The sequence below is a fragment of the Vibrio sp. B1FIG11 genome, from assembly GCF_905175335.1.
Classification (GTDB): domain Bacteria; phylum Pseudomonadota; class Gammaproteobacteria; order Enterobacterales; family Vibrionaceae; genus Vibrio; species Vibrio campbellii.
The window spans coordinates 1,233,246-1,254,314 of record NZ_HG992751.1 but is presented as its reverse complement, the minus strand read 5'-3'; the positions used below and the strand labels follow the sequence as shown (position 1 = coordinate 1,254,314).

Here is a 21,069-nt window from a genome sequence, read left to right as displayed (position 1 = left end):
ACTAGATAGTGCCAGACAGAAAACTTGATGTTGCTTTTAAATGCTCGAAGAATGGGGCGATGATACGGCTGAACTCTGGGACCAACTGTGACTCTTTCCACCAATCCGAGCTTGGGAATGCAGTAAACGCATCCATAAAAAACAGCACCGCAGAAACAATCAGTACTCCGCGTAAACCACCAAACACCACACCGAGAATTCGATCGGTACCTGACAGTCCTGTTTTTTGTACCAGTTGACCAATGACGTAATTCACCACTGCACCAACCACTAGGGTTGCGACGAATAACGCCGCAATTGCGGCTCCGTTTCGAAACATTTCGTCTTCGATGTTGGTGAAATACACCGCCAATTTGGCGTAGTAGTTACTGGAGATAAAAAATGCTCCGAACCAAATCACCAAAGACAAAGCTTCTTTAGCAAAACCGCGAACTAAACTGATCAGAGCTGAAAATCCGATCACACCTAAAATGACAAAATCTAACCAATTCATGTTTTCTTCATCTTAAGTTGGCGCGCATTTTAACAGAAAAAATGCTGACGCAAACGTTTTCTTATGGATTTAATGGCTTAAATTTAAGCAATTGACCTTTTGAGCCTGTAATTTTTTGTAATTCCTTGACCTGTCGTTCAAGTTTACTTTTTGATACATCAGGACCAACAATCACTCGAGTAAAGGCTGTCTCTTTTTTTACATGAGCTTGGTAACCACGCTTCTGTAAATCCTCTACCAGTGCAACTGCATTCTCATGATTTTTCAGTGCCATCAACTGAATGATCCAGGCGGAATCTTCATATTGATTTTTTTCTTCAACCGGACGAACAGCAACTTCAACTTGTTCAGGCTGTTTGACTTCTTCCGGTTGAATCGCAGGCTCCGATTCTGGCTGTGAAACTGCGACATGAGGCTCTTCAGATTCATTCACCGTTGCCGTTACCGGAGATTCAGGCAAAGAGACATCATCTTCTACAGGCTCGAGTATTTCGAAGTTCTCCACATCGCTATCAAGCTCAGGTTTGATAGGAATACTGGCAAACTCTTCTTTGTAGTGCAGTTTCTTACCATCTAGCACGTCTGGAAGTACGATGACCCCCACTGCCACTAGAATGATGGTGCCGACTAAACGACTTTGGAATTTACTTGCCATCAAATTACCTTTGATTACTCATTATTTGATTGCCAATGCTCCAACACTTCGCCCACAGTATGGAAGGATCCAACCACCAGAATGACATCATCTTGAGCCGCGTGAGTTTTCGCACTCTCAAACGCCTCTACTGGGGTTTGGAACTGAACTTGACCTTGAGGTAAGTATTGGCACAATTCATCTGCTGTTGCCGCACGTGGGCCAGTCAGCGATGCTGGGTACCATTGTGTTGCAATTGGGGTTAATGCTTCGATTGTTGCCTTGATGTCTTTATCGTGCAGCATAGCCACCACAACGTGGATGTTTTTATCCGCGTATTGGCGTTTGACCTTCTCAACTAAGTATTCTGCTGAGTGAGGATTGTGCGCGACATCAAGAACGATTTCTGGACCCGTTTGCAAAACCTGCATTCGGCCAGCTAGGCGAGCATTATTCAAGCCATTAACGATATTAATGTCAGTGATTTGCAATTCTGAAGCGCCAAGAGCCATTAATGCTGTCGCCGCATTTGGTAACGGTAGCGATGGTACCGGCAGGTCTTCTAGTGCAAATGCGCCACTGGTCCACTTCCAACCTTTCTCAGTCAACTGGTAATCAAACTGGATGCCGACTTGGAAGAATTCAGCTTGAATGTCATCTGCGTGTGCTGCAACAGTTGCTGGCGGCGTTGGTTGGCCACAAATCGCCGGCTTACCCGAGCGGTAGATGCCCGCTTTCTCAAAGCCAATCACGTTGATGTCATCGCCCAGCCAATCAACATGATCGATAGCCAAGCTGGTAATCACTGATACATCGTGATCAACAACGTTAGTCGCATCTAAGCGGCCACCGAGGCCAACTTCTAACAGAACCACATCGACTTTCTCAACTTGGAAAATACGAAGTGCGGCTAGCGTACCGAATTCAAACAAGCTTAGGCTGATGTCGCCGCGTTGTTGCTCAACGTAGTCAAACGCTGCACAGTGCTTGCTGTCTTCTGCATCGACTCCGTTAATACGAACACGCTCATTGTAACGAATTAGGTGTGGTGAGCTGTAAACGCCCACGGAATAACCTGCATCTAATAGAATCGCTTCCATTAACGCACACGTCGAACCCTTGCCATTGGTGCCGGCAACAGTAATCACAGTAGGAGCTGGTTTGGTAAGGTTGGCTTTTTGTGCTACCGCTTGAACGCGGTCTAAGCCAAGGTCGATAGCTGAAGTGTGGAGATTTGTTAAATAATCAAGCCACATCGTTAGAGGGGATGTGGCTTGAGGAATAGAGTTTTGGGTCATCTAACTTTAACCATTAATTTCTTTGGTTTTTATGTTAGCTGATACTTTACCCTTTTTCGTCCGCTTCTGGTACAGAATATGGTTCTTCATTTGGAGATTCGTTAACCGAAACCACCATAGGAGACTTGTGGTTAGTTAGCTTAGCCACTAGACCACCCACACGCTGACGCATTTCACGACGGTCAACGATCATGTCAATCGCACCGTGCTCAAGAAGGAACTCACTGCGTTGGAAGCCTTCAGGAAGGTCTTCACGCACTGTCTGTTCGATTACACGACGACCTGCAAAGCCGATAAGTGCTTTAGGTTCACCAATGTTGATGTCACCTAGCATCGCCAAACTCGCTGATACACCACCCATTGTTGGGTCAGTCAGTACAGAGATGAATGGTAGACCTTTGTCAGAAAGACGCTCAAGTGCTGCACTGGTTTTCGCCATTTGCATTAGAGACATCAGAGCCTCTTGCATACGCGCACCACCACTTGCTGAGAAACAAACAAGCGCGCAGTTGTTTTCAATTGCTGCTTCTACCGCTTTAACAAAGCGTGCACCAACAACTGAACCCATTGAACCGCCCATGAAAGAGAATTCAAACGCACACGCCACTAGTGGCATGCCCAACAATTCACCTTGCATTACGATCAGTGCATCTTTCTCGCCACTGCTCTTTTGTGCAGCAGAGATACGCTCTTTGTAGCGTTTAGAATCTTTAAACTTCAGTTTATCTTGTGGCTCAAGTTCAGTGCCAAGCTCTACGCGTTCACCTTCATCTAGGAATGTTTCTAGACGACGACGCGCTTTCATGCGCATGTGGTGATTACACTTAGGACAAACTTCTAGGTTACGCTCAAGCTCAGCATGGTATAAAACCTGCTCACAAGAAGTACATTTGGTCCACACGCCTTCAGGGATAGAAGCTTTACGTGAACTTACTAGGTTGCTTTTCTCTAAAATCTTTTCAAGCCAACTCATGGAAGACCTTTTCTCTCAACTCTTCCGCTTCATTGCGAAAGATATAAATTCGGAATATTGCGGATGGATTAAAACATATCTTGCCGCGACTGTAGATAAAAAACTGGTTGTACCTATTTTTGATATCATTAATAACGCACAGTTTCTGTACGTATCCAGTCTAAAGTACCGATATTTTGAAACAAAATCGCAAATTTAGTTCAAATTATCGGGCAAAAATAACGGACCGATCGGCACACGTGGCAATCCGAACTCTTCTGGGTAGTCCACATCCACCAAATATAGGCCCTCAGCTTTGGCCGTTGCACCTGCTAATTTGCGATCTTTCGCTTCTAAAAGTGACTTAATCCACTCTGGCTTTTCTTCGCCTCGACCCACTTTAATGAGACTACCAGTAATGTTGCGCACCATATGGTGTACAAAAGCGTTCGCTTTAATATCAATCACGATGTAATCACCATGACGAGTCACGTTCAAGTGCATCATGTTTCTGCATGGGCTTAATGATTGGCAATGTGCCGCACGGAATGAACTAAAGTCATTCTCACCCAGTAGGTACTGCCCTGCTTCATGCATCTTCTTCTCATCGAGTTCACCATGGTAGTGGCTCACACCAGAGTTCAAAATACCTGGGCGCAGTGCGTGGTTGAAAATAATGTAGCGGTAACGACGTGCGGTTGCAGAGAATCGAGCATGGAAATCATCGTTCACTTCCACAGCCCAACGGACAGCAATATCACTTGGCATGTTCGCGTTTGCGCCCATGGTCCAAGCCACCATTTTACGACTCACGTTGGTGTCAAAGTGAACAACCTGACCAGTGCCATGTACGCCAGCATCGGTACGACCCGCACACTGTACTTCGACAGGATGATTCGCGACCACGGACAATGCTTTTTCTAGCTCTTCTTGGACACTTTTCACTTCTCTTTGGCGTTGCCAACCAAAGTAGTTTGTACCGTTGTATTCGATACCTAATGCGATTCTCATTTTAACCTTCGAACTCTAAAATGGGGCGGGAAGTATATACGTAAGTCTTTCCAGATACAAAAAAGGGCAGCGTTTGCTACCCCTTTTTACTTATCGACCGTTAATCGTATCGATGAGACTCTTAGCCTCTCGGCGAATATCATCTTCCCCGTAGACGATAGCTTCCTCTAACAGTTTAATCGCACCTTGAGGATCGTTCATTTCAAGGTAGATTTTTGCGAGATCCAGCTTACCTGCGGCTTCTGCATTGGTATCTACGTCGACATCACCAATATCGCCAATCACATCCGGGAACTCATTCAAACCCACGTCAAGTTTAAGCTCTTGCTCTTCAAACTCACCACCGTCTTTGTCTACCTGAGCCATCAACTCATCAATGGTCATGAATTGATTTTTCTTCGGATCAAAATCGGTTAGGTCGTCTTGCTCACCCCAGTTTTCTTGCGCGATCTCTGGCTGTGCCAGAGCTTCTGATGAACTCCATACTTCACGCTGGTCTTCTGGAACCTCTGCCGTTGACGAGGTGTTTTCTGGCGACAGCTTAAAGCCATCCCAATCGTCACCAACATCCAGCATGGTTTCAAAGTCCATACCTGCACTTGCAATGGTGTCACTGTCTAACTTGCCATCAAATACTTCAGATTCAGCATTTTCAGATAACAAGTTCGCCATCGCAGACTCTTCAAAGTCATTTAATTCCGATTCCAGGTCATTGCTCGGCTCAGGCTCTAAATCGGCACTGAAAGCTTCTGGTTGCGCGAAAACTTCAAACAGAGCGTCATGGTCATTCTCTGCTTGTTGTACAGCTTGAGAGACTTCTGAGTGCTCTTTAACAACCTCAGGTTCAACAGTGTCAGAGTCAGAACTTGCTACCTCTTCTGTCACTGATGCCAAAGCATCTTCTTCATTGAACTCTGGTAGTTCGAAGTCATCGAAGTTGAACTCTTCTTCTGCTTCCGCAACCGGCGCTTCTGGTTCAGCGATTTCAGATTCCGCAAGCGCTGGCTCTTCGGCCATCGAAGCTAATGCGTCTTCTTCGTTGAACTCCGGAAACTCTAACTCATCGAAGTTGAACTCTTCTTCTGCTTCCGCAACTGGTGCTTCAGGCTTAGCGATTTCAGATTCCGCTAGCGCTGGCTCTTCGGCCATCGAAGCCAATGCATCTTCTTCGTTGAACTCTGGAAGCTCTAACTCATCGAAGTTGAATTCTTCTTCCGCTTCCGCAATCGGCGCTTCAGGCTCAGCGGTTTCAGATTCCGCAAGCGCTGGCTCATCGGCCATTGAAGCTAATGCGTCTTCTTCGTTGAATTCTGGCAGCTCTAACTCATCGAAGTTGAACTCTTCGTCTGCTTGCGCAACTGGCGCTTGAGGCTCAGCGGTTTCAGATTCCGCTAGCGCTGGCTCTTCAGCCATCGAAGCTAATGCATCTTCTTCGTTGAACTCTGGAAGTTCTAACTCGTCGAAGCTGAACTCTTCTTCTGCTTGCGCAACTGATGCTTCAGGCTCAGCGGTTTCAGATTCAGCTAACGCAGGCTCATCGGCCATCGAAGCTAATGCATCTTCTTCGTTGAACTCCGGAAGCTCCAACTCATCGAAGTTGAACTCCTCTTCGTCAACATCAGCATCAGTTGAGCTTGCCGCCACCGGCTCTTGTTCAACTTTGCTCTCAGATTCGATCTCATCAACCAGCCAATCCTCTTCTTGAGGAATTCCAAATTCGTTTTCAACCGTATTTGGTGTTGGCGTGAACGCTGGAGCTGGTTCTGCGCCCGGTTCTACGATCGTTTCTTCTTGTGGCGCTAATGCTTCAGGCAGCTCAGGTAAATGCTCTTCAGCGTCCGTTTCTGATTCTTCTTCACCGATCAAAGCATCCAGTTCTGCGGCAAAGTCTGAACGCTCTTGTTCACTTGGTAACAGAGCTTCATTGTTACTTTCGAATAGCTCATCCAGTTCCGTCATTAACGGATCATGCTCAGGCGACGCGTCTTCTAGATCACCAAGGAAATCGTTGCTATCAAAGTCGGCAATAGATTCGGCTGCTTCTGAGTCAAGTTCGTCGTTTGATGCTTGTTCTAACGATTGTGTTTCAGCCTTTGGCTGATTTTCACTCAATAACGCATCGATATCCAAACCAGAGTCTAAACCCAGCGCAGCCTTTTCATCTTCTAGATCAACAACAGGCTCAGCATCCATCACTGGTTGAGATTGAGGCAGTACTTCCTCTACTGCTGGCTCTAAATCATCAAAACCTAGCGAAGCGAGAAGATCGTCATCGCTCTGTGTAGCCGCTGTTTGCTCTGTCTCGTCATCTTCACGAATCAATTCATCAAATGGGTCGATTTCACTGCTTGTTTCGTTCTGCTCTTCTTCTACGCTCTCGTCGCTGAGCAGCTCGTCCAACAGGTCAACACTGTTTTCATCAATGTCTTCTAGAGTATCGTCACCATCAAATCCCGACAGCTTTTCTAGCTCATCAAGCGGGTCAAAGTCATCATCGAATGAATCTTCATCATCAAAGCCAATGAGCTCATCAAGTAAATCTGTGCTGTCTTCATCAATGGTTGGTTCTTCACTTAAACCTGCGATGTCTTCCAACTCTTCAAGCGGATCGAGTTCGTTAAGTGACTCGCCATCGTCTTCACCGATCAATTCATCAAGTAACGCCGATGCGTCCTCTTCATTTGAGTCGTTTTCTGTTAGTCCAGAAAGTGCTTCAAGTTCATCAAACACATCCTCATCTGATTCGCCTGATGTTGGCTGCTCGTATTGTGCTAGCAGTTTATCGATGTCATCGTCTGTCGCTTCACCTGCTGAGAACGCACTCTCAGACACCGCTGACTTGTCATCTTCAACGTCTAAGTTGAGATCATCACCATCAAGATCGGCGAATAGGTCATCCAGCATAGCTTGGTCGACGGCATCATTTTGTAGCGCTTCTTCTGGCTCATCTGCGGCAAGCAATTCTGCGAAAGCATCATCAGACAATGCATCCGAACCGTCTTCGTCAGAAAGATCGAAGCCTGCATCATCATCGTCATCCAACACTTCCAGCTCTGGCGTGACTTCATCAAGCGCACGTTCCATCTCTTCAAGACCAAGGGCTTTTTCTTCACCGTTGACCTTGATGCCGTTGCTAGAAGAATCGAATTCATCGAAACCAACGTCTAGTTCACCATCATCGCCGATACCAGCAAATGGATCTTCGCCATCATCACCCTCTAGGTTGAAGTCGAGGTCATCGCCATCTAGGTTACCGAAAACGTCTTCTTCTTCAGGTTGCTGTTCTTCTTGCCCAAATAGGTTTTCTGTTTCGTCGTCATCGCCAAACAGATCGTCATCAAGGCTTAGCTCTTCATCTAACTCATCCGCAGCAGCTAGACCAATAGGCGCAGCGAGAGGATCAACGTTTTGCTGTTCTTGCGTAGCCGCTTCTTCCTCTTTCGCTTTAGAACGACGACCAAGTAGCATAACGACTAGCAACGCAATCAAAGCACCAGGAATTAATGCAGCAAGACCGACAAGCCAACCATTCGATAGGATTTTATCCATCGTACTTGGCTGCATACGTTGTTGCTCAGCAACACGCTGACGCTCCTCAGCCAGCAGTTTTTCTACTTCTGAGCGAATGCGTTCTTCGTCATTCAACGACGTTTTTAGCGTTTCAACTTCGCTTTGTACCTCAGAAAGCATCAAACGCAGACGATGGTTCTTCTCTTCCAGTGACTCTAACTCACTGTGCGAACCTTGCAGCTTGTCTTTTAGCTCGCTGATCTGCTTCTCACCCTCAGGTGATGTGGTCACCGCTGGAACCGGTGTTGTTGGCTCAACCACTTTAATCGGTTGCGGTTTTGGTAATTCTGGCTTAACCGTTTCTGGTTTTGGTTCAGGTTTTGCAACTTCAGTAACAGGCTTTGGTTGCTCAACTTTTGGTTTTACTGGTTGCTTTGGCTTCGGTTGAGTTAAGCGAACTTCGTGCGCTTTCATGATCGCGACGGCTTGCTCTGTCGTCGCACTTTGAACCTGGTCAAGAGAAGGCACGCGAAGACGACTACCAGGGATCAATTCATGGATATTTTGGTTATCAAACGCTTGAGGGTTGATACGGTAAATGGCGAGTAGCGTTTGTTGTACAGAAACATTTCGAGATGGTCGCAATTCAGAAGCAATCGACCAGAGAGTCTCGTTTTGACCAGTTGGACCGAAGAAACGCGACGGTTGGTCATTTTTAGGTGGAGCGGGCAACGCTCGTTCAATCTCCTCAGCATAGCTTGGAGACGCTTGCACTTCACCAGAGGGTCCTACAAGACGAATACCTTCGGCTTGAACCGCTGACGATGTCTGAGTCGCGCTCATCAGCACAAGGGCTGCTAACAAACGCTTATAATTTTGACGCATAGAAGGCTCAGTTAGGTGCTAGTAACAATTTGAAATGGTGATCGGTTAAATATATCGGATAAAGCACGCAAAACTATAGCGTTGAGGGCAAAAAATGTGTGGCTCTCACCATATTCGTACTAATCTCACACAATTTTACGCCGTTCGAACAAAAAAGCCCCGCATAGTGCGAGGCTTAAAGGTTCTTAGCGATGTCGACTTAGTAGTAGTCGCGGATCAGAACTTCTGCGATTTGAACCGCGTTAGTTGCTGCGCCTTTGCGTACGTTATCTGCAACAACCCATAGGTTTACGCCGCTGTGATGGCTGATATCATTACGAATACGACCTACCATTACATGGTCTTTACCGCCCGCATCGCGAACTTGTGTTGGGAAGTCTTCACCGTGGAATACTTCGATACCGTCAGTTTGCTCAAGTAGGTTAACCACTTCTTGTGCATCGATCGGTGAACGAGTTTCAATGTGAAGTGCTTCTGCATGACCGTAGAACACTGGTACACGAACACACGTTGGGTTTACGGTGATTGATGGGTCGTTAAAGATCTTTTGCGTTTCCCACACCATTTTCATTTCTTCTTTGGTGTAGCCGTTTTCCATCATCTGGTCGATTTGTGGAATACAGTTAAAGGCGATCTGCTGAGAGAATTGCTTCTTGTCAGCTGGTAGGCCGTTTAGCAGCTTCGCTGTTTGACCTGCTAGCTCATCAATACCCGCCTTACCCGCGCCAGAAACCGATTGGTACGTTGACACGTTAATACGCTCAATACCCACTGCATCGTGAATAGGCTTTAGTGCCACCAGCATTTGGATGGTTGAACAGTTCGGGTTCGCAATGATGTTACGGTTACGGAACTCTGCAATCGCTTCTGGGTTTACTTCTGGCACAACAAGAGGAATGTCGTACTCGTAACGGAAGTGTGACGTATTGTCGATAACAATCACGCCTTCGTCTGCTGCGATTGGTGCCCATTTCGCTGACAGTTCACCACCAGCAGAGAACAGAGCGATGTGCGCTTGTGACCAATCAAACTCTTCCACGTTTTGTACGCGAATTGTTTTACCATTGAAGCGGTAAGTCTTACCTTCACTGCGTTCACTTGCCAACAGGAAGATTTCGCCTACTGGGAATTTGCGCTCTTGAAGCACTTCCAAAATTGTTTCACCGACCGCACCGGTCGCACCTAATACGGCAACATTGTATTGCTGGCTCATTGACTTACCTCAACCTGAAAACCTAGTTCTGCTAATGGCGCAAGATTGCATGTTTCGTTCCCCACTAGCTTGACAGCGCTGTACTCGCGGCGATCCCAGTAATTTTTACGCATCAGGTCAAAAGAACCTGGCTTACTGATTTCGCGGCGGAAAAGAGCGTCATCTTTACGCACATCATAGATTAACTGCGTGATGTTGTGCAGCGTTGCTTCATCCCATGCTCTGTCCAATACCATAGTAGGAACAGGCGCGGTTGGCAGTAAATCGCTGGCATGCGCACGTAATTCGTTATTTAAGAACTCACAGTAGCTGTTGAAAATCATCGTCGTACCGCGAGCTTTCCCTTCCAGACCATAGCCTGCAACGTGAGGGGTTGCGAATGCTAGCAGAGGCAGAAGCTCCATATCAACCTCTGGTTCAAATTCAAACACGTCGAGTGCCGCTGTAAAGCCGTCGTTTTTCAGTAAACGTTGCTTCAGCGCTTGGTTGTCCACAACTGGACCGCGTGCCGCATTGATAAGAATTTGATCGCTACGAAGACCATTTAACACCTTCTCATCAATCAAATGATGCGTTGGGTGTGGGCCATCTTTAGTGATAGGTGTGTGCAGCGTGATGATGTCAGAACGTTCGATGAGCTCTGCTAGCGGAGTGAAACTGCGAGAATCGCCCTCTTCTTGTTTGAATGGGTCATTGATGAGCACCTTGATACCCATGCCTTTCAAACATTTTTCAAGGTAACTACCCACTTGGCCCGCACCGATGATACCAACGGTTTTATCGAAAACTGAGAAGCCTTGTTGTTGCGCTAGCACCATCATGACGCTGAACGCATACTCGGCAACGCCAACTTTGTTACAACCTGGCGCAGCAGTGAAGAAAATACCTTTCTCTTGCATCAACGTTTGGTCGACATGATCCATGCCCGCCGTCGCCGTACCCACGAACTTCAGCTTGTTTGCTTTGCTGATCAGTTCTGCGTTTACTTTAGTAACCGAGCGAATCATTAGCGCATCTACATCCACTAAATCATCGGCGGTGAGTGTGCGACCGGGTTTTAGAATCACTTCACCGAGTTGGCTGAATAGCTCTTCAGCGTACGGCATATTTTCATCAACAATAATTTTCATAGCGCCAGCGTTTAACATCCATTTGTATGAGTTCGTTTATTCGCAAGATGCGAAGCTAAAGCGATTGTGCCCTTTTCTTGAAAAATCTCAACAACTAGAGCGAGCAAAAACAGGTTTCAGAAAAGAAAAAGCCCGGCTAAATTAGCCGGGCAAAGTTCCAGAACAAAAGGATCCTATCCCGCTCTCCTTGGGATAGAGTCTGCGTCTGTTCGATCAGTTTGACTGATCAAGCTCTGGAAACTGGTTTGTTGGTCCGTTTGCGCCGCTTGGGAAATCACAGTGATATTCCGACCAACAAATTCAGTTAGCTTTGGGTCGCTTACGCTTGGTACTTTTTGATTACCAATGTCGCGTTTGTACCACCAAAACCAAAGCTGTTTGACATAACTGTCGTTAGCTCAGCGTCACGAGCTTCCGTTACGATGTCTAGACCTTGTGCTGCTTCATCCAAGTTAGAGATGTTCACACTTGGCGCAATGAAGTTGTTGTCTAGCATTAGCGTTGAGTAAATCGCTTCATGAACGCCAGCTGCACCTAGTGCGTGACCTGTCATCGCTTTTGTAGCAGAAATCGCAGGGCTGTTATCACCGAATAGTTCTTGGATAGCGCCTAGCTCTTTCACGTCACCTACTGGAGTAGAAGTGCCGTGTGTGTTGATGTAGTCGATAGCGTCAACATCTTGCATTGCCATCTTCATACAACGAACTGCGCCTTCACCTGATGGTGCTACCATGTCGTAGCCATCAGAAGTCGCGCCGTAACCTACGATTTCACCGTAGATTTTCGCGCCACGTGCTAGTGCGTGCTCTAGTTCTTCGATAACCAGCATGCCGCCGCCACCAGAGATAACGAAACCGTCACGATCTGCATCGTAAGTACGAGATGCTTTTTCTGGCGTTTCGTTGTACTTAGTAGATAGTGCGCCCATTGCATCAAACATCATAGTTTGAGACCAATCTAGCTCTTCACCACCACCTGCGAATACGATGTCTTGTTTGCCAAGTTGGATAAGCTCCATCGCGTGACCGATACAGTGTGCAGACGTTGCACAAGCTGAGCTCATTGAGTAGTTCACACCACGAATCTTAAATGGTGTTGCAAGACACGCTGATACTGTTGAAGACATAGTACGTGGAACCATGTAAGGACCTACGCGTTTTACGCCTTTCGCACGCATCGTGTCAGTTGCTACTGTTTGGTTTAATGCAGAAGCACCACCAGAACCAGCAACGATACCTGTACGATCGTTTGAAACTTGTTCTTCAGATAGACCAGCGTCTTCAATTGCCTGCTGCATTGATAGGTATGCATAAGCAGCCGCATCACCCATAAAGCGCATCTGCTTACGGTCAATAAATTCTGCAGGGTTGATTTTCAGATCACCCCATACCTGCGAACGCAGACCGTTTTCTTTAAACTGCTCAGACGCAGTGATGCCAGATTTGCCCGCTTTAAGAGACGCTAGAACTTCTTCGACGTTGTTACCGATACTTGAAACAATACCCATACCGGTGATTACGACTCGTTTCATTATGACATTCCTATAATTCAAAAATCCGCTAGATAATAACCAAGATAGTCAACAAAAGTGGTCAGCTTTCCCAGAAATTCGTACAATCGCCGAATTCTAACCGCGCCAAATCACATATTTGCACCATTATGACTTCGATTAAAAACGCAGAACTTGGTTGGAACGAAGCTGGTACACCGGTTTCTGACCAATTTGATGATGTTTATTTCTCCAACGTAAACGGTCTCGAAGAGACGCGTTACGTGTTCCTCAAACAAAATCATCTACCAGAAAGATGGCAGGAATTTGACCAAAGACGTTTTGTTATTGGTGAAACCGGATTTGGCACAGGGTTGAACTTCTTAGCCGTGTGGCAATGGTTTACCGAATTTCGTCGCGAATATCCAGAGGCAACGCTAAAAGAATTGCATTTCGTTAGTTTTGAGAAGTACCCACTTAGCAAAGCTGATTTAGAAAAAGCACATCAATCTTGGCCAGAATTGGCAGAGCTTGCCGAAAAGCTGCAACAGCACTACCCAGCTGCTGTGCCTGAGTGTCATCGCATTGTTTTAGAAGACGGCGCTATCACGCTCGATCTATGGTTTGGCGATATCAAAGACTGCATGCCGCTTGTTCCTTATGCTGAGCAAGGCTTGATTGATGCTTGGTTCTTAGACGGGTTTGCTCCAAGCAAAAACCCTGAGATGTGGAATCAAAACCTATTCAACGGCATGGCAAAATTGGCGAAACAGGATTGTACGGTCGCAACCTTCACGGCAGCGGGCTTTGTGCGTCGCGGCTTAAACGAAGCGGGCTTTGCAATGAAGAAAGTCAAAGGCTTCGGCACCAAGCGTGAAATGATTGCAGGTTCGATGGAGCAACGTGAAGCGCATTCAAACCACCTACCTTGGTTCAACCGCACAGCATCGACCAATCATGATTCCATAGCGATTATTGGTGGCGGCATCGCCAGTGCAGCTCTGGCTAAAACGCTGGTTCGCCGCGGTCAGAATGTCACGCTTTACTGCAAAGACGCTCAACCCGCAGAAGGCGCGTCGGGCAATCGACAAGGTGCTGTATACCCATTGTTAAATGGTCCACACAAAGGCGTTTCACGCGTGTTCGCTCCGGGCTTTTTGTTTGCTCGTCAGTTTGTTGACCAAGCTGCGCAAGATATCCAGTTTGATCACGACTGGTGCGGCATCACTCAGTTAATGTGGGATGACAAATCCGCAGACAAGTTAGAGAAAATGCTCGCAGGTAATTTCACGCCAGAGTTGATTCAAAAGCTATCTGCTGAAGAGACGGCAGAGAAGATTGGCTTGCCGATTGATATGGCATCGGTTCACTATCCTCTTGGCGGTTGGTTATGCCCTGCTGAACTCACCCGAGGCTTGATAGCTCAATTGGATAAAACAGAACTTTTTGAAGCGAAGTTCGAGCATCAAGTCGAGTCGCTCACTTGGGACGAATCGCGCAAGGTTTGGATATTGAAAGCGAACGGTCAAAGCTTTGAACATTCAACTGTAGTGGTTGCTAATGGCAATGAGTTCCAAACACTAAGCCAAACCGCTGATTTACCAATGGGTCAGGTAAAAGGTCAAGTTAGCCACGCACCAGCGACAGAAACTTTGTCCAAGCTGAAAACGGTACTGTGTTACGACGGTTACATGACACCTGTTAACCCGAATAATCAGCACTTGTGCATCGGTGCAAGCTACGACCGCAGCCACCTCGATTACGAGTTTGACGAGGATGCGCAAAAAGACAACGCTGAGAAATTGGTGAAGTGCCTGCCGAACCAAACTTGGACGAAAGAGGTGGATACCTCTGGTAACTTGTCACGCCAAGGTATTCGCTGTGTTAGCCGTGACCACCTTCCGTTTGTAGGGAACGTAGGCGACTTTGAAACCATCAAAACGCAATATGCGGATCTGCAAAATCAACAAGAGCAAGACGTTGACGCGATTCACCAGTTCCCTAACCTATTCTGTTTCCTAGGTTTAGGCTCTCGTGGTTTGAGCTCAGCACCTCTAATGGCAGAAGTGTTGGCTTCACAAATCTGTGGCGATCCGTTACCACTGCCTGTTGATGTCCTGACTGAGCTGCACCCTAGCCGTATGTGGGTTAGAAAACTGCGTAAAGGTAAGGCGATTACTGAGTTGTAACGCGTTTCGAGTGCGTAAAGAACCCCTCCTAGCCTCCCCTTAAAAAGGGGAGGAACAAGTTCTTAGCCCCACATTCGTCTTCCCTCTTTCCAAGGCTGATCTCGTGAGGGTTGTTCTGAGTCCCCCCCCCCTCTTTGTCTCGTCTTGAAAAGTGGAAAAGCAAGTTATGAACTCCGTATAGTCCTTCCCCTTTCCAAGGGGGAGTTAGAGGGGGTTACCAGTTTTTAGTTCAATGCTGCCACAGCCGCTTTCACTTGCTCTGCAACTTCCGCATTACGGAACTGACCTGTTTCCAAATCAAAGTTATCGTAGAAGCTCGGAATAGATTGCGATGCTTTCACTTCAGCACCAAAGTAAGGCGCAGAGCCTGTCGCCGCAGCGAGAACCGTTTGTGCGCCACCAGGGCCAGGTGAAGTCGCTAAGTACACCGCTGGTTTATTTTGGAATACGTTGCGATCGATGCGTGTCGCCCAATCGAACAGATTTTTGTAAGCCGCTGGGTAAGAGCCGTTATGCTCAGCAAAAGAAATCACCAAAGCATCCGCTGTTGCGATGTCAGCAAGAAAAGATTTTGCGCCTTCCGCCTGACCAATTTCTTTCTCTTTGTCTTCACTGAACAAAGGAACATCATAGCGGTTGAGATCTAATACTTGCACGTCTGCACCTTCAACAAGGTTGGCAGCGTAAGTCGCGAGGGTTTTATTGATAGAGGTAGAGCTAGTAGAAGCGCCAAATGCGATAATTTTCATGGTTGTAATCCTTGTTCACGTTTTGTACTCACTAGAGTAAAAGGTGAGCCCAAGTGCCACAACCACAAAAATTTTAAGGAGAGATTCGAAAATTTCGAAGGAGTTTATTTCAACTCTCTATTGCTTCAACCAGAAACTTAGAGCCGTCAATCGAAGCATATATAACTGAATGAGACTTAAGCTTGCGCTTGAAGCTCTTGCCATAGATCGCTCACGATCACTCGATCGGCAGGCGTCAATTCTGAACGCGCTTCTTCAAGGCTGTTTTCAATGCGAGACTTCAGCTCAGTCACATCGTTAATGCCTTCTTCTTCACACGCTGCGGCAGACAGAGAAATGTGACCACGCAAATAACCACCAGCAAACAATTCATCATCCGATGCCGTTTCAATACGAGCATCAATCAGTTCTAGTAGTTTTTCTTCAAATTCAATAATCATGGAGCTTCTCTGAGGTTATTTAACGATAAAGTCAGACGTTTCCAGCGGCTTGGTTTGGTAAAAGGCACACAACGCATCCGATAGCATTTTCACGCGAGGCGGAAGACCGTTTTCTAGAATACCCATTACTTCATTGTGCACTTTGTGCATGAAACCAAGACGATCTGGTTCAAAATCGCCGTGTAGATTGTCACAACTGACGTTAAAAGGGAAGTCAGCACTTTTCGCTAGAATCCACTCATACGCTTGAGGGCGAATTTCCACTTTTTCAAACTCAGCTTGAACCTCGGCTGTACGGCCGTCAGGTTCATACCAGTAACCAAAATCTTCCAGCAAACGACGTTCTGGTCCTGCTACGCACCAATGGGCAATCTCGTGCAGCGCTGACGCGTAAAAACCACGAGCAAAAATAATCCGATGATGCGGATGCTCTTGGTCTGCTGGTAAATAAATTGGCTCATCACCACCAAGCTCCAACTTGGTATTAAAAGTTTCAAGAAACGTGTCGTTGAAGATGGCGATAAGGTCTTGATATTCGTGGTTCATCATCGATTCTGTACTTCAAATTGATATGCGGTGCGCATTGTCGCTGTTTTTCTTCAACAGGTAAAGCCACACAACAAGTTTGGTTATTAGCTGGATTTATCTGAAAGTCGCTTTCTCCATACTATTTCTCATTCGTCACAGATCACATTTCCCACTACACTCACGCCTTATTTTTAAGCTTAATGATGGCGACATCAACGCCACTTAAAGCGAGATTCTTTTAGGGTTTAAGCCCCTTCCTCAAGGCTTAAATCTTGTTGGTAAGTTTTGCTGCTGTTTTCCTTAATCTCAAGGACTAAGACAGCGCCCTTTTATTTGAGTGTCCCCTTATGCTGCTAAGTGTGTTGTATATCATTGGTATCACGGCTGAAGCCATGACTGGTGCGTTGAGTGCTGGTCGAAGAAAAATGGATTGGTTTGGTGTTATGTTGGTAGCCAGTGCAACGGCAATTGGCGGTGGTACGGTGCGCGATATTCTTCTTGGCCACTACCCATTAGGTTGGGTGAAGAACCCAGAATTTTTGGCAATCACTTGTGTAGCTGGTGTTCTGACAACTGGCTTAGCGAAATGGGTGATTAAATTCAAAGGGCTATTCATTCGTTTGGATGCTCTTGGCTTGATCGTATTTAGCATTATCGGCACCAAGGTAGCAATTGGTATGGGCTTACACCCTGGCATTTGTATGGTGTCAGCGCTAGTCACTGGTGTATTTGGTGGCCTGCTACGCGATTTGATTTGTCGTCAAACACCGCTTGTGTTGCATGAAGAGCTTTACGCATCGGTGGCACTTATCGCATCAGGTTTGTACCTAGCGCTACTTGAGTTCAACGTACCAGATGTAACCGCGACGATTGTCACTCTGATTACTGGTTACATGCTGCGAATGGCTGCAGTACGCTTCAAATGGCGCTTACCTTCATTCCACTTGGAAACAGAAGGCTCGATTCACTGATTCGACTCGAAAGCTATTGAAAAGACATGAAAAAAGGCTGCTCACTGAGCAGCCTTTTGTGTATCTATCGACTTACGTTTCAAACTTAGATCTTTGGAGTCTCGGTTTGTACGCCATGGTTTTGACCACGGTGGCGTAACAAATGATCCATCACGACAATAGCCAGCATCGCTTCTGCAATAGGCACAGCGCGGATACCCACACATGGGTCGTGACGACCTTTAGTGATCAACTGAGTTGGTTCACCTTCTTTAGTGATAGTCTCGCCTGGAACCGTAATGCTTGAGGTTGGCTTAAGCGCGATGTTTGCCACAATCTCTTGGCCGGTAGAGATACCGCCAAGAATGCCACCCGCGTGGTTGCTACCGAAGCCTTCTGGAGAAAGCGTATCACGGTGCTCGCTGCCTTTTTGGTTTACCACATCAAAACCGTCGCCGATTTCAACACCTTTCACCGCATTGATGCTCATTAGCGCATGCGCAATGTCGGCATCCAAACGATCAAATACAGGCTCACCAAGACCAACAGGTACATTCGTTGCCACAACCTGAATTTTAGCGCCAATAGAGTCGCCTTCTTTTTTCAGGTCACGGATAAGTTGATCAAACGCTTCCACTTTGTCTGCATCTGGGCAGAAGAACGCGTTGTTTTCGATTTCATTCCAATCCACTTTATCGATTGAAACGTCACCCATTTGTGACAAGTAAGCGCGGATTTCAACACCGAACTCGTCTTTCAGGTATTTCTTAGCGATTGCACCAGCCGCCACACGCATTGCCGTTTCACGAGCAGACGAACGGCCGCCACCTCGATAATCGCGCACACCGTATTTCTGGTGGTAAGTGTAATCAGCGTGTCCTGGACGGAACTTGTCTTTGATGTCTGAGTAGTCTTTAGAACGCTGGTCTGTGTTCTCAATCATCAGACCAATTGAAGTGCCTGTAGTTTGACCTTCAAATACGCCAGAAAGAATTTTTACTTCGTCCGGTTCACGACGTTGGGTAGTGTAACGTGATGTGCCAGGACGGCGACGGTCGAGATCCGTTTGCAGATCTGCCTCAGTGATTTCCAAACCTGGAGGGCATCCGTCTACGATACATCCTAGTGCGATACCGTGACTTTCTCCGAATGTCGTTACTCGGAAATGTTGTCCGATACTGTTTCCTGCCATTACTTCCTCAAGTTCTTGTCGCCACGCTCTCCATGAGCGCAACTGCTTTTCAATTCTTCGTGGAATCATAGTGGCGGTATTACGTTTTGATGTAAAGCCCGATTTGGTGGAAAAAACAAAACAGCCGAAATTTTCCAAGCTCAGTGCGAAGCGGATAAAAAAAACACCGAGCACTGGGCTCGGTGTTTTCATTGTTTATTCGAATGGTGTATTTCGACAGACTTAGTCTTTGTACAGTTTGAACTCTTCTGCACACTCAACCAGCTGATCACGTGTTAGCATGAATACGCCGTGACCACCGTTCTCGAACTCAATCCAAGTGAATGGAATTTGTGGGTACTGTTCCATCATGTGAACCATTGAGTTACCGACTTCACACACAAGAATACCATCGTCTGTTAGGTAGTCTGGTGCGTTAGCAAGAATACGACGAACCAGTTTTAGACCGTCAGTACCTGCAGCAAGACCCAGTTCAGGCTCGTGCGTGAACTCGTCTGGTAGGCTGTTCATGTCTTCTTCGTCCACGTAAGGTGGGTTAGACACGATCAGGTTGTACTTCTCTTTTGGAAGATCGCGGAACAAGTCAGAGCGAATTGGGAACACTTGCTGCTCCATGCCGTGATCTTGTACGTTTTGCTCAGCCACTTGTAGAGCGTCTGTAGAGATGTCGATCGCGTCAACTTCTGCTTCAGGGAATGCGTGTGCACAAGCAATTGCGATACAACCAGAACCCGTACATAGGTCCATGATGCGCGTAGGCTCTTCCACCAACCAAGGCTGGAATTCCGCTTGAATCAATTCGCCGATTGGAGAACGTGGCACAAGTACACGCTCATCAACGAAGAACTCAAGACCACAGAACCACGCTTTGTTGGTTAGGTATGCAGTTGGTGTACGCTCGTTGATGCGTTTTACTACACGCTCAACAATACGCAGACGCTCGCTTGTCGTTAGGCGAGAGTTCAATACGTGCGGAGGCACATCAATCGGCAAGTATAATGTTGGCAGGATAAGCTGAACCGCTTCATCCCACGCATTATCAGTGCCATGACCGTAAAACAGGTTAGCGGCGTTAAAGCGGCTTACCGTCCAACGAATCATATCTTGAAGGGTATGGAGCTCCGATACCGCCTCTTCTACAAAAATCTTATCCAAAATTGCCTCCGAAAAGCGCTACAATACTGCCATAAGTTGTAAAAATGAAATTGTTTACCTAATGAGCAAAAAAGACACCGAACACGATGACGATTTCGCCTTGTTTAAGGATGCAGTACAGGGCGTAAAAAAGTTGCGACAGGATACCATAATCCAGCAACCAAAAAAAAAATACTAAGCAAAAAGAAATCACACGCTCAAACCGTGAAGCGAGTGATTCTGAATTTTACTTTTCCGATGAGTTTGTCCCGCTCTTAAATGCGGATGGACCAACTCGCTACGCGCGTGATGATGTTTCGACTTATGAAGTGAAACGTCTTCGTCGTGGCGTGTACGTGCCTGACGTCTTCCTAGACATGCACGGCATGACACAACAAGAAGCCAAGCGAGAACTCGGTGCGATGATCGCGTACTGCGTGAAAAATGAAATACACTGTGCGTGTGTACAACATGGCATCGGTAAGCACATCTTGAAGCAGAAAGCGCCGCTTTGGTTAGCTCAACATCCAGACGTAATGGCATTCCACCAAGCGCCTCTAGAGTTTGGCGGCGATGGTGCCCTACTGGTGCTGCTTTCTATTCCTGAGAAATAACCCACCGACTCCGAAAAGTATTTCGCTGACGAGCAAGAACGACAAAGGCAGGTTAACCCTGCCTTTTTGTTTTTCTCGAGCCATCATCCCGAGAACTATTGTTCTATGGCGTGATATGCCAAAGCACTTCACCGCGTCGTGTTTGCGGGTCAAACTCAATACACACCAAGCCAGATGTCGGGAACATCGGCGGCGTCATGTCTTTCACAAATTCCGCAGTAAGGTAGCCCACCAGCGGTAAATGTGACACAAACAAAAGAGATTCAAGCTTCTCAACTTCAATTAGCGCATTAGCGAAATCAAACACTTGATCGGATTGACCATAAGGCGTGATGTCTTCACACGTTTCGATGCTTTTTGCCGAAAAGTGTGCGCTGATTTCTTGCCAAGTTTGCTGCGCTCGAATGTACGGGCTCACCAGTACTTTGTCGAATTGAGCAAAACCTTGCTCTTTACATGCTCGGGCAACTGCTTCCGATTCAGTTCTGCCTCTTGGGGTCAGTTGTCTTTCTGCGTCGGTGTTCGCAAAATGCTCTGCTTCACCGTGACGCAAGATAAATATTTTCATGTTATTTCCTAGGGATAGCTAACGCTACCAAAAGGTTGACTGCTATCTTTATACGGATAGCGGGCTAACTTTAATAATGTCGAAACAAAA

Annotated in this window: 17 protein-coding genes and 1 pseudogene; 3 read left to right on the top strand and 15 right to left on the bottom strand. The window is 46.7% G+C overall.

Going from position 1 to position 21,069, the window contains the following annotated elements:
- Position 1: 1 nt before the first annotated feature.
- The 9 genes from KHO06_RS05700 to fabB form a co-directional block, all read right to left on the bottom strand.
- On the bottom strand, positions 2 to 493 hold the full coding sequence (locus tag KHO06_RS05700; protein WP_005432921.1) for a CvpA family protein: 492 nt from the start codon (positions 491 to 493) through the stop codon (positions 2 to 4).
- A 61-nt stretch (positions 494 to 554) separates the two neighbouring features.
- Positions 555 to 1,148, bottom strand: a complete 594-nt coding sequence (locus KHO06_RS05695) for an SPOR domain-containing protein (protein WP_010643964.1) — start codon at positions 1,146 to 1,148, stop codon at positions 555 to 557.
- A 14-nt stretch (positions 1,149 to 1,162) separates the two neighbouring features.
- The gene (folC, locus tag KHO06_RS05690) at positions 1,163 to 2,425 is read right to left on the bottom strand and encodes a bifunctional tetrahydrofolate synthase/dihydrofolate synthase (protein WP_038891438.1); all 1,263 of its coding nucleotides are present in this window, start codon (positions 2,423 to 2,425) and stop codon (positions 1,163 to 1,165) included.
- A 46-nt stretch (positions 2,426 to 2,471) separates the two neighbouring features.
- A complete protein-coding gene (gene accD, locus KHO06_RS05685; protein WP_005439795.1) occupies positions 2,472 to 3,398 on the bottom strand; it encodes an acetyl-CoA carboxylase, carboxyltransferase subunit beta in 927 nt (308 codons plus the stop codon).
- 195 nt (positions 3,399 to 3,593) lie between these two features.
- Positions 3,594 to 4,388 (bottom strand): tRNA pseudouridine(38-40) synthase TruA, encoded by a 795-nt coding sequence (gene truA, locus KHO06_RS05680; protein ID WP_005433129.1) that lies wholly within the window; start codon positions 4,386 to 4,388, stop codon positions 3,594 to 3,596.
- 90 nt (positions 4,389 to 4,478) lie between these two features.
- A complete protein-coding gene (locus KHO06_RS05675; protein WP_212582224.1) occupies positions 4,479 to 8,783 on the bottom strand; it encodes a FimV/HubP family polar landmark protein in 4,305 nt (1,434 codons plus the stop codon).
- Between the two features lie 199 nt (positions 8,784 to 8,982).
- A complete protein-coding gene (locus KHO06_RS05670) occupies positions 8,983 to 9,996 on the bottom strand; it encodes an aspartate-semialdehyde dehydrogenase (protein ID WP_045453684.1) in 1,014 nt (337 codons plus the stop codon).
- Positions 9,993 to 11,126 (bottom strand): 4-phosphoerythronate dehydrogenase, encoded by a 1,134-nt coding sequence (locus KHO06_RS05665; RefSeq protein WP_212582223.1) that lies wholly within the window; start codon positions 11,124 to 11,126, stop codon positions 9,993 to 9,995. The genes KHO06_RS05670 and KHO06_RS05665 overlap by 4 nt, the downstream gene beginning before the upstream one ends.
- Before the next feature lie 319 nt (positions 11,127 to 11,445).
- Positions 11,446 to 12,657: a beta-ketoacyl-ACP synthase I gene (gene fabB, locus KHO06_RS05660; protein WP_005433116.1), complete on the bottom strand. Its 1,212-nt coding sequence runs from the start codon at positions 12,655 to 12,657 to the stop codon at positions 11,446 to 11,448.
- A gap of 128 nt (positions 12,658 to 12,785) precedes the next feature.
- On the opposite strand from fabB, the gene mnmC reads away from it, so the two are divergent.
- The gene (gene mnmC, locus KHO06_RS05655) at positions 12,786 to 14,804 is read left to right on the top strand and encodes a bifunctional tRNA (5-methylaminomethyl-2-thiouridine)(34)-methyltransferase MnmD/FAD-dependent 5-carboxymethylaminomethyl-2-thiouridine(34) oxidoreductase MnmC (protein ID WP_212582222.1); all 2,019 of its coding nucleotides are present in this window, start codon (positions 12,786 to 12,788) and stop codon (positions 14,802 to 14,804) included.
- 224 nt (positions 14,805 to 15,028) lie between these two features.
- Here mnmC and KHO06_RS05650 read toward each other — a convergent pair whose 3' ends face one another.
- The 3 genes from KHO06_RS05650 to KHO06_RS05640 form a co-directional block, all read right to left on the bottom strand.
- Positions 15,029 to 15,553, bottom strand: coding sequence for an NADPH-dependent FMN reductase (locus KHO06_RS05650; RefSeq protein WP_012128608.1), 525 nt, complete (start codon positions 15,551 to 15,553; stop codon positions 15,029 to 15,031).
- 176 nt (positions 15,554 to 15,729) lie between these two features.
- Positions 15,730 to 15,993, bottom strand: a complete 264-nt coding sequence (locus KHO06_RS05645) for a YfcL family protein (RefSeq protein ID WP_005433127.1) — start codon at positions 15,991 to 15,993, stop codon at positions 15,730 to 15,732.
- Between the two features lie 15 nt (positions 15,994 to 16,008).
- Positions 16,009 to 16,539, bottom strand: a complete 531-nt coding sequence (locus tag KHO06_RS05640) for an elongation factor P hydroxylase (protein ID WP_038893052.1) — start codon at positions 16,537 to 16,539, stop codon at positions 16,009 to 16,011.
- Positions 16,540 to 16,868: 329 nt separating this feature from the next.
- Between KHO06_RS05640 and KHO06_RS05635 the strand changes: the two genes are divergently transcribed.
- Positions 16,869 to 17,492, top strand: coding sequence for a trimeric intracellular cation channel family protein (locus KHO06_RS05635; RefSeq protein WP_009707348.1), 624 nt, complete (start codon positions 16,869 to 16,871; stop codon positions 17,490 to 17,492).
- Between the two features lie 85 nt (positions 17,493 to 17,577).
- On the opposite strand, the gene aroC is transcribed toward KHO06_RS05635, so the two are convergent.
- Both aroC and prmB read right to left on the bottom strand, forming a co-directional pair.
- Positions 17,578 to 18,663, bottom strand: coding sequence for a chorismate synthase (aroC, locus tag KHO06_RS05630; protein WP_005433120.1), 1,086 nt, complete (start codon positions 18,661 to 18,663; stop codon positions 17,578 to 17,580).
- Positions 18,664 to 18,885: 222 nt separating this feature from the next.
- Positions 18,886 to 19,818, bottom strand: a complete 933-nt coding sequence (gene prmB / locus KHO06_RS05625; protein ID WP_005433096.1) for a 50S ribosomal protein L3 N(5)-glutamine methyltransferase — start codon at positions 19,816 to 19,818, stop codon at positions 18,886 to 18,888.
- A 61-nt stretch (positions 19,819 to 19,879) separates the two neighbouring features.
- Between prmB and smrB the strand changes: the two are divergent.
- Positions 19,880 to 20,411 (top strand): annotated as a pseudogene (gene smrB, locus KHO06_RS05620) (endonuclease SmrB).
- 103 nt (positions 20,412 to 20,514) lie between these two features.
- Here smrB and sixA read toward each other — a convergent pair.
- Complete coding sequence (gene sixA / locus KHO06_RS05615; RefSeq protein WP_212582221.1) at positions 20,515 to 20,979, bottom strand: phosphohistidine phosphatase SixA; 465 nt, start codon at positions 20,977 to 20,979, stop codon at positions 20,515 to 20,517.
- Positions 20,980 to 21,069: the final 90 nt, after the last annotated feature.

Bases quoted from the DNA above. Each gene is read 5' to 3' on its own strand.
- KHO06_RS05700 (WP_005432921.1), bottom strand. From the start codon at position 493: ATGAATTGGTTAGATTTTGTCATTTTAGGTGTGATCGGATTTTCAGCT.
- KHO06_RS05695 (WP_010643964.1), bottom strand. From the start codon at position 1,148: ATGGCAAGTAAATTCCAAAGTCGTTTAGTCGGCACCATCATTCTAGTG.
- folC (WP_038891438.1), bottom strand. From the start codon at position 2,425: ATGACCCAAAACTCTATTCCTCAAGCCACATCCCCTCTAACGATGTGG.
- accD (WP_005439795.1), bottom strand. From the start codon at position 3,398: ATGAGTTGGCTTGAAAAGATTTTAGAGAAAAGCAACCTAGTAAGTTCA.
- truA (WP_005433129.1), bottom strand. From the start codon at position 4,388: ATGAGAATCGCATTAGGTATCGAATACAACGGTACAAACTACTTTGGT.
- KHO06_RS05675 (WP_212582224.1), bottom strand. From the start codon at position 8,783: ATGCGTCAAAATTATAAGCGTTTGTTAGCAGCCCTTGTGCTGATGAGC.
- KHO06_RS05670 (WP_045453684.1), bottom strand. From the start codon at position 9,996: ATGAGCCAGCAATACAATGTTGCCGTATTAGGTGCGACCGGTGCGGTC.
- KHO06_RS05665 (WP_212582223.1), bottom strand. From the start codon at position 11,126: ATGAAAATTATTGTTGATGAAAATATGCCGTACGCTGAAGAGCTATTC.
- fabB (WP_005433116.1), bottom strand. From the start codon at position 12,657: ATGAAACGAGTCGTAATCACCGGTATGGGTATTGTTTCAAGTATCGGT.
- mnmC (WP_212582222.1), top strand. From the start codon at position 12,786: ATGACTTCGATTAAAAACGCAGAACTTGGTTGGAACGAAGCTGGTACA.
- KHO06_RS05650 (WP_012128608.1), bottom strand. From the start codon at position 15,553: ATGAAAATTATCGCATTTGGCGCTTCTACTAGCTCTACCTCTATCAAT.
- KHO06_RS05645 (WP_005433127.1), bottom strand. From the start codon at position 15,993: ATGATTATTGAATTTGAAGAAAAACTACTAGAACTGATTGATGCTCGT.
- KHO06_RS05640 (WP_038893052.1), bottom strand. From the start codon at position 16,539: ATGAACCACGAATATCAAGACCTTATCGCCATCTTCAACGACACGTTT.
- KHO06_RS05635 (WP_009707348.1), top strand. From the start codon at position 16,869: ATGCTGCTAAGTGTGTTGTATATCATTGGTATCACGGCTGAAGCCATG.
- aroC (WP_005433120.1), bottom strand. From the start codon at position 18,663: ATGGCAGGAAACAGTATCGGACAACATTTCCGAGTAACGACATTCGGA.
- sixA (WP_212582221.1), bottom strand. From the start codon at position 20,979: ATGAAAATATTTATCTTGCGTCACGGTGAAGCAGAGCATTTTGCGAAC.